Source organism: Bacillota bacterium, assembly GCA_013314855.1.
Lineage (GTDB): Bacteria > Bacillota > Clostridia > Acetivibrionales > DUMC01 > Ch48.
On record JABUEW010000148.1, the window covers coordinates 1 to 9,430 of the forward strand.

General features: G+C 36.9%; 7 protein-coding genes. All 7 read left to right on the forward strand.

What is annotated here, in order from left to right:
- The first annotated feature begins 208 nt into the window (after positions 1–208).
- The 7 genes from spoVG to spoVT all read left to right on the forward strand — a co-directional run bounded on the left by spoVG (position 209) and on the right by spoVT (position 9,287).
- Positions 209–487, forward strand: coding sequence for a septation regulator SpoVG (gene spoVG, locus HPY74_18085; protein ID NSW92535.1), 279 nt, complete (start codon positions 209–211; stop codon positions 485–487).
- A 391-nt stretch (positions 488–878) separates the two neighbouring features.
- A complete protein-coding gene (gene glmU, locus HPY74_18090; GenBank protein NSW92536.1) occupies positions 879–2,258 on the forward strand; it encodes a bifunctional UDP-N-acetylglucosamine diphosphorylase/glucosamine-1-phosphate N-acetyltransferase GlmU in 1,380 nt (459 codons plus the stop codon).
- A gap of 41 nt (positions 2,259–2,299) precedes the next feature.
- Positions 2,300–3,253 carry a ribose-phosphate diphosphokinase gene (locus HPY74_18095; GenBank protein NSW92537.1) on the forward strand — a complete coding sequence of 318 codons (954 nt, stop codon included), beginning with the start codon at positions 2,300–2,302 and terminating at the stop codon, positions 3,251–3,253.
- Between the two features lie 47 nt (positions 3,254–3,300).
- Positions 3,301–3,870, forward strand: coding sequence for an aminoacyl-tRNA hydrolase (locus tag HPY74_18100; GenBank protein ID NSW92538.1), 570 nt, complete (start codon positions 3,301–3,303; stop codon positions 3,868–3,870).
- Between the two features lie 36 nt (positions 3,871–3,906).
- Positions 3,907–7,440, forward strand: a complete 3,534-nt coding sequence (gene mfd / locus HPY74_18105; GenBank protein NSW92539.1) for a transcription-repair coupling factor — start codon at positions 3,907–3,909, stop codon at positions 7,438–7,440.
- A gap of 51 nt (positions 7,441–7,491) precedes the next feature.
- Positions 7,492–8,634: a peptidylprolyl isomerase gene (locus HPY74_18110; GenBank protein NSW92540.1), complete on the forward strand. Its 1,143-nt coding sequence runs from the start codon at positions 7,492–7,494 to the stop codon at positions 8,632–8,634.
- Positions 8,635–8,732: 98 nt separating this feature from the next.
- A complete protein-coding gene (gene spoVT, locus HPY74_18115) occupies positions 8,733–9,287 on the forward strand; it encodes a stage V sporulation protein T (protein ID NSW92541.1) in 555 nt (184 codons plus the stop codon).
- Positions 9,288–9,430 lie beyond the last annotated feature (143 nt).

Consider the following 9,430-nt stretch of genomic DNA (forward strand, 5'->3'; position numbering starts at 1 on the left):
AATTATTATATCAAGTATTAAAAATATTGCATATGTCAAAATATTCAGTTAATATTATATTCATAAATATTGGAAAATATCAATAAAAGTAATATAATATAAACGTGAACGAGAAAATGTAAATAAAAAAATATGAGAAAAAAGCAGGGAAAAAGAAATTTATATCGAATATATTAATTACAACTTAAAACGGAAGGTGGTAACATCAATGGAAATTACCGACATTCGCATCAGGAAAATTGATGCAGAAGGCAAAATGAAAGCTGTTGTTTCAGTTACCTTCGACAATGATTTTGTTGTCCATGACATTAAGGTAATTGAAAGTCAAAACGGCATGTTCATTGCAATGCCAAGCAGAAAAACTCCCAGTGGTGAATTTAAAGACATAGCACACCCGATAAATGCTGCTACAAGGGAAAAAATACAAAAAGCAATCCTTGAAAAATATGAAGCGGCAACAACTGAGAATCAGGGGACAACTGTATAACAAAAATAATTAATTAAAACTTAAACTTTGCTCTGTTGAGCAATAATTTAAGGTATATGCCTAAACTAAAAATTCATCATAATCCGATATCATGGTGAATTTGATTAAAAAGAATATTTGAGCTGGGAGAATAAAAGGCTGTTCCTTGAATCTTAAGGAATATATTAAAATTTACTATTGAATTGTTATTGGAGGAAAAATTGTTTTCTCAGGTCATAGTCTACATGGTTTACTTGTAGGCTATATTTTTATGTACCCATTTTTTCTTATTTCAATCTATAATATATATATAGAATATAGATATATAGGATGTAACAGCATGTGCAAATAAAATAAGTTGAAAATTTCAATAAAAAGTGAGAGAATATAACTTAGGAGGAGAGAGTAAAACATGAATAAATTAATAGCATTGGTGCTAGCAGCCGGTGAAGGTAAAAGAATGAAATCAAAACACTCAAAGGTTATACATAAGATTTGTGGGAAACCGGTTATAAGCTGGGTTTGTAACGCTGTGGAAAAAGCCGGTTTTACAGAGACCATAATTGTGGTTGGACATCGTGCTGACGAGGTAAAAGAATACCTGGGTGATAAATACCAGTATGTATTTCAAGAAGAACAGCTGGGTACAGGCCATGCAGTAATTCAGGCTGAAAGCCTATTAAGAGAACGAGAAGGACTTGTATTTATTTTGTATGGAGATACACCTTTAATTTCTCCGAAGACTATGAATGATGCTATTGCATTCCATAAAAATAGTGGTTGCCAGGCCACAATTGTCACGGCAGTACTGGATGACCCTTCAGGTTACGGCAGAATAGTCAGAGACCCGGACGGGAGTGTAGTTAGAATTGTTGAACACGTGGATGCTTCTCCTGAAGAGAGGAATATCAAAGAAATTAATTCAGGGATGTATTGCTTTTGTATAAAGGATTTGTTATCTGCTCTCAAGGATTTGGACAATAATAATGACCAGGGCGAATACTATATAACTGATACGATTGAAATACTTTTAAAGAAGGGACTTAAGGTTGGGGCTTATGAAGTTAAAAACCCCCAGGAAATACTGGGTATTAATGATAGAATTCAATTATACCAGGTGTCGGAAATAATGAGAAAAAGAATTCATGAAAATTATATGCGGGAAGGAGTGACGATAATTGATCCGAACTCTACATTTATCGATGACGGCGTGAAAATAGGCATGGATACCGTTATTTATCCAGGAACGATAATTGAAGGCAGTAGTGAAATAGGAGAAGACTGTATAATTGGTCCAAACAGTAGAATAATTTCTTCAACTATAGGTAATGGGGTGGAATTTGTGAATTCCATTGTAGTAGAAAGTGTCATTGGTGATAAAACTACCGTCGGACCTTTTGCATATATAAGGCCCGGCAACGAAATAGGAAATAACGTTAAAATCGGCGATTTCGTTGAATTGAAGAAGTCTGTCATTGGAGACAAGACAAAAATACCTCACCTTGCTTATATAGGGGATGCTATTGTAGGAAGGAATACTAATATAGCCTGCGGAGTTATTACTGTAAATTACAACGGGAAAGAAAAGAACAGGACAATTATAGGGAACAATGCTTTTGTGGGGTGTAATGTAAACCTTATAGCTCCTGTGGAGGTTAAGGATAATTCCTATATTGCAGCAGGTTCGACAATTACCGATGATATTCCTGAGTATTCCCTTGCAATAGCAAGAGAGAGGCAGGTAATAAAGGAAGATTGGGTTAGAAAAAAAGGCATGGAGAGAAAGGAATAAATAAACAAGAGAGTAAAGAAAGGCAGAAGGAAGGGTATAGAATGAATATACATGGTAAAGATATAAAAATTTTTTCAGGAAACTCACACAGGGCATTAGCAGAAGAAATTGCTGAAAAAATAGGGCTTCCTGTAGGAATTGCTACTGTAGGCAAGTTTAGCGATGGAGAGACTGAAGTTAATATCGGTGAAGTGGTAAGAGGCTCCGATGTATTTGTAATTCAATCTACCTGTTATCCTGTAAATGATAACCTTATGGAGCTTCTTATAATGATGGATGCTCTTAAAAGGGCCTCTGCAGGAAGAATTACGGCAGTTATTCCGTACTTTGGATATGCAAGGCAGGACAGAAAAGCAAAAGCCAGAGATCCGATTTCAGCCAAATTAGTAGCTAATCTTATTACAGTTGCCGGGGCTGACAGGGTGCTTACCATGGACCTCCATGTCCCCCAACTCCAGGGATTTTTCGATATACCCGTGGATCATCTCCTGGGAGTGCCTATATTGGCGGAATATTTTAAGGAAAAGTTCCACGACCTGGAGGATCTGGTAATAGTATCACCTGATGTGGGAAGTGTAACCAGGGCAAGAAAGCTTGCCGAGCGTCTTGATGCACCCATTGCGATTGTAGATAAAAGAAGGCCAAAGGCTAATGTAAGCGAGGTTATGAATATAATTGGGGATGTTTCATGTAAAAAGGCTATACTGATAGACGACTTGATAGATACGGCAGGGACCATTGTTAACGCTGCTGATGCATTGACCAAAGCGGGAGCAAAGGAGGTATATGCTTGCGGAACTCATGGAGTATTGTCCGGCCCTGCTGTGGAAAGGATTAAAAACTCTTCGATAAAGGAGCTTGTTATACTGAATACAATACCATTGACCAAGGAAAAAAGAATAGATAAAATAGTATCAATTTCTGTTGCCCCAATATTTGCAGAGGCTATTGAAAGAATTTATGGTGATATGTCCATAAGTTCTCTCTTTACATGACATGATGCCTCACAAAAGTACACGATGATAGGAAAGGAGTACCTTTTTTGGAAGAACTTCACATAATAGCAGGACTGGGGAATCCGGGGATAAAGTATAGGAATACCCGGCATAATGTAGGTTTTGATACTATTGACATGTTGTCGGAGAAGTTTGATATAAATGTGAAGCAGCTTAAGCATAAGGCCCTTATTGGGGATGGCTATATAGAGGATAAAAAAGTTTTGCTTGTAAAGCCCCAAACATACATGAATGCCAGCGGAGAAAGCATAAGGGATATAGTGGAATGGTATAAAATCTGCATGAAATGGTTAATACTGGTATATGATGATGTGGATTTGCCCCTTGGAAAGATCAGGGTGCGCCGAAGCGGAAGCGCCGGAACCCATAATGGAATGAAGTCGATTATATACCAGTTGCAGTCGGATGCTTTTCCAAGGGTAAGGATAGGGATAGGCAAGCCACCAGAAGGCATGGATATTGTGGGCCATGTCCTGGGGAAGTTTACTAAAGATGAAAGGGCTGTTATCGACAACAGTATTGTGAGAGCAGCAGAAGCTGTGGTTACAATAATTAAATCAGGCGTTGATGAAGCAATGGCAAGATTTAACGGTTAATACCCATTATTATAAAAAATTTATGGAAAAATAAGGATGAAATGGTTAACTGAACCTCTTTTTGAACTTGAAGGATATAATAAAATACTGGAGTCTGTTAAAAACGATGCAGCTAAAGTAAATATAATAGGCCCGTCAGATTCTCAAAAGGCCCATTTTGCTTATGCTGTCGTAAGTCACCTTAACCGTAAAGGGCTGTTTATTACTTATAATGAAATTCAGGCAAGGCGTTTTTATGAAGACTTTTTATTTTTCTTTGGTGATAATGTGCTTTTATTCCCAACGAAAGAAATCTTATACCATGATGTGGAAGCCAAAAGTAATGATACCATTTTCCAGCGTATAGCAGTACTTGACAAAATATTGGAAGGTAAATACCGGTTTATTGTTGCATCTATTGAAGCTGTTTCTCATAAACTGCCCTCAAAACGGCTTTTTTCCGATAACATATTGTTCTTTGAATCAGGAGAAAGCATAGATTTGGAGAAATTAATAGAAAAGCTTACGGATATGGGATATGAGAGGACAGATATTGTAGAAGGGAAAGGGCAGTTTTCCGTAAGGGGAGGAATAGTAGACATATTTTCTGTAGACAAGGAAGAGCCTTTCAGGATAGAATTGTTTGTCAATGAAGTTGATTCTATCAGGGTGTTTGATTCCCTGACCCAGCGTTCCATAGATAAACTTGACAAAGTTAAAGTTTTGCCTGCCAGGGAAATAATATGTCCAGGCAATAAAAGGAATGAAGTAATTAATAAGATAAAAGAGGACTTGGACAACTATACTAAAAAGTTAATCAAAAAGAAGGATTCGGAATTTATAAAACAGGTTAAAGCAAACATGGAACGGGATATTGAACGATTTGAGTCAAACCCCTATTTCCCTGGAGCAGATAGGTATATACCGTATATTCTGGATGATCCAGGTCATTTGTTAGATTACATGGAAGGAAATAAGATTATTTTTTTAGATGAGACTTCCAGGATAAGCCAGAGGGTGGACAATTTGCTCTTAGAGCACCATGAGGTATGTAAAGGGCTTTTGGAAAAAGCTCGAATTCTACCTTCAAACATTGAAATATACTATGACTATGAGGATACAGCTGCAAGGTTGGAAAAAGAGGCAATTATTCATATTAGTACTGTTGTTTCAAGGGAATATGGGTATACTTATAAAACTAATGCATCCAGGAACTACAACATATTATGCAAACAATTGCCTTCATACCACGGATTCATGGATATGCTTGCAAATGATATAGCAGACTGGAAGAAGAAAAATAACAAAATTGTCATATTGGCAGGAACAACGGCACATGGGGAAAAACTCCGTGACAGACTTGCATTAAACAATATTGAAGCAATATACCTGGAAGGCAAAGATGTTAAACTTTTACCGGGCAAGGTAATTATCACCCTAGGCAGTCTCAATAAGGGGTTTGAATATCCTTCTATAGGGCTGGTTGTAGTAAGTGACAGGGAAGTTTTTGGATATGCCAGGAGAACCAGGAAAATTCATAAAAAAGCTAAAGGTGTAAAGATTAGCCTGTTTACCGACTTAAACCCAGGAGACTATGTAGTACATCAGACCCATGGCATAGGCCAATATTTGGGAATAGAGAAACTTGTGGTTGACAATATTACAAGGGACTATATCAAAATAAGGTACCAGCAGGGTGATTTTCTCTATGTACCTACAAGCCAGCTGGATACCATACAAAAATATATTGGAGCTGAGGGAAAAGCTCCTAAATTAAGCAAGCTTGGCGGAAGCGATTGGATTAAAACAAAGAAGAAAGTAAAAGAATCATTAAAAAAATTAGCAGAACAATTAATAAGGCTGTATGCTCAAAGGAAGGCAATTAAAGGTTTTGCTTTTTCCAAAGATACTATATGGCAAAAGCAGTTCGAAGATTTATTTCCTTATGAAGAGACGGAAGACCAGCTAAAATGCGTGGAAGAAATAAAAAGAGATATGGAACTGGAAAAGCCTATGGATAGGCTTTTATGCGGTGATGTGGGATATGGGAAAACAGAGGTGGCATTGCGTTCCCTATTTAAAGCAGTTATGGACGGGAAACAGGTTGCTTTCCTTGTGCCTACCACAGTGTTGGCTCAGCAACACTATAATAATTTTAAAGAGAGGTTTAAGGAATTTCCCATTACTGTTGAGATGATAAGCAGGTTCAGAACAAGGGCGGAGCAAAACAGAATACTAAAAGACTTAAAGAAGGGGCATATTGATGTATTGATAGGCACCCACAGGTTGTTGCAGAAGGATATCCAGTTTAAGGATTTAGGTTTGCTGATAATTGATGAAGAACAGCGTTTTGGTGTTATGCATAAAGAGCGCCTTAAGAACATTCGTCCTGATGTGGATGTTCTTACCCTTACAGCTACTCCTATACCCAGAACCCTTCACATGTCGCTTATAGGTGTAAGAGATATAAGTGTTATAGAGGAACCTCCTGAAGAACGTTACCCTGTACAGACTTACGTAATGGAATATGATGTTGAAATAATAAAAGATGCCATTATCAGGGAATTGAGCAGGGGAGGGCAGGTTTTTTACCTTTACAATCAGGTGCGGACTATTGACGTTAAAGCTTCACAAATACAGACACTGGTCCCTGAAGCAAGGGTGGGTATTGCTCATGGACAAATGGAAGAAAGAAGACTTGAAGATGTAATGATTGCCTTTTTAAAAGGGGATTTTGATGTGCTTGTGTGTACTACCATAATTGAATCGGGGCTTGATATGCCTAATGTTAATACCATAATTGTGGAAGATGCAGACAAAATGGGGCTGGCCCAATTATATCAGCTCAGGGGAAGGGTAGGGCGCTCAAATAGGCAGGCATATGCTTATATAACCTACAAGAAAGATAAAGTTTTAACTGAAATTGCTGAAAAAAGGCTTCAGACCATAAAAGAATTTACAGAATTCGGCTCAGGGTTTAAGATTGCCATGAGGGATTTGGAAATAAGGGGGGCGGGCAACCTTTTAGGGCCTGAGCAGCATGGTCATATTGAATCTGTGGGCTATGAAATGTATTGCAGGTTGCTTGATGAGACGATAAAGGAATTAAAAGGCGAACGGCCTGTCCAAAAAGACGTGGAAATAACTATAGACTTAAATATTAATGCCTATATAGATGATGAGTATATAAACACAGAAATCCAGAAAATAGAAATGTATAAGAAAATAGCATCCATTGAAAACGAGGAAGATATGTTGGATATAAGAGATGAGTTGTTGGACCGTTATGGGGAGTTAACCCCTCCTGTTGAAAACTTAATACAAATAGCATATATAAAGGCCCTGGCAAAGGATTTGGGCTTTATAGCTATAAATGAAAAAGACGGTTCAATTATTCTACAGCTAAGGGATGGAGACAGCATAAGTATTGAAACTTTAGGAAAACTTGCCGCCAAATATAAAGGGCAGATACTATTTAATGCTGGTACCAGTCCTTATCTTAGGTATAAAATATCCGGAATGAATAGAGAAAATCTCCTTGAAAATATTAAGATTTTGTTACATGACATTAAAAGCTTTGAAGTAATATGAATACTTGATGTATAATAAAATAAGCAAGATTATTAAGAGGAGAGATATACTTTGAAGAGTGTTATTAATAAAAAAAATAAGAAATCCGGCAGTAAAACCGGGAAAGAAACAGTTAACAAAAATAAATATACATTATACGTATTAATAGGAATTGCTGTATTAATAGTGATAATTGCTGCAGTGGCAGGTTTTTCCACCTATGCTAAAAGTTATGTAGCTTCTGTGGGGAGAGAGAAGATCAGTGTTGATGAGTTCAGATTTTTTTTAGAACAAGAAAAAGATAATATGTTAGCCATTGCAGGGAATCCTGACCCTGAAACTTTTTGGGATACTACAATTACCGGTGGAGAAAAGGCTATAGATATTGCAAAAAAGAAAACTCTTGAAAATATCAGGGAACTCAAGATTCAGTTGATGAAAGCCAGAGAACAGAAGTTATCTTTGGACAAGACTGATTTAGAAAACATTGAAGCGAGCATAAATTCAATAATTGCCCAATATAGCAGCAAATCAGCTGCTAATTCTGCTTATATGGAAATTTACGGGATTAGCCTGGATGATTTTAAAGAGATTTACAAGGATTATCTCCTGAGAAACAAGCTGGTTCAAAAAGAAATGGAGTCTATAGAAGCAAGTGAAGATGAAATTGAAGAATATTACGGGAAGTTTCCTGATGCATTCAAAGACTCAAGCTATAGGACAAACGGGGAAGAAGCAGTGTGGGTAAAACATATCCTTATATTAACCGTAGATAAGGAAACCCAGGAAGAATTGTCCGGAGATAAATTGGAAGAAGCAAAAAAGAAGGCGGAAGATTTACTGGCAAGGGCAAAAAAAGGGGAAGATTTTGCAACTCTTGCTAAAGAGAATTCTGAAGATCCGGGTTCAGCTGAACATGGTGGAGATTATGTATTCGGCAAGGGCTATATGATGCCGGAATTTGAAGAAACTTCTTTTAAATTAGAGCCAGGCGATATAGATATGGTTAAAACTGATTCCGGATATCATATAATTAAACTTGAGGAAAAAATCCCCCAGGGAGAACCTGTTAGTTTAAGATGTGCAAAGGAATATTGGGAGTTTGGGATTAAAGGTGTTAAAGTTGCAAAATATATGGAAAGGCTGGAAGAGTGGAAGAAGGATCCTAAGTATAAAGTTGTGAAAAATGAGTCTGTTTACAACTCAATAAAGTAACTCATTCCTGTTGGTTTTTCCTAAGATGTATAAAACTCCAACAAAAAAATAATACTAAAAATGTAATTAAATTTTAGTTTTTGGAGGAGGTAGTTACATTGAAGGCTACGGGTATAGTAAGAAGGATAGATGACCTTGGAAGGGTTGTTATACCAAAAGAGATAAGAAGAACATTGAGGATCCGGGAAGGTGATCCTCTGGAGATATTTACTGATAAAGAAGGAGAGATAATACTTAAAAAGTATTCACCAATTGGTGAACTAAGTGAATTTGCAAGCCAATATGCAGAATCCCTCCACAAGACCAGCGGCCATATAACATGTATAGCTGATAAGGACTCGATAATTGCTGTTTCGGGCGCTTCAAAGAAAGATTTTATTGATAAGTCCTTAAGCAAGGACCTTGAAAAAGTAATTAATGAGAAATCTACGGTTGTTGTAAAATCTCCGGAAGAGAATACCATAAAAATAACTGCGGATGAAAACGGAGAAAGACGATACACATCTCAAATTATAAAACCTATTATTTCAGAAGGCGACCCAATAGGAGCCGTGATACTTCTTTCGACAAATCCCGATGTGCGTATGGGAGAAGTTGAAGAGAAGCTTGCAGAATCTGCTGCGGGGTTTTTAGGCAAACAAATAGAGCAGTAGCAATAGATATTAAAATATTTAGGAATAGAGGGCAGGTAAGGCAAGATTACCTGCTTATTTATTTTTGTATTGATTTTATGCGGCTTTTATGCTTATAATATGTACATAGCATATAAACATATAGCATATAAAACATATACAAG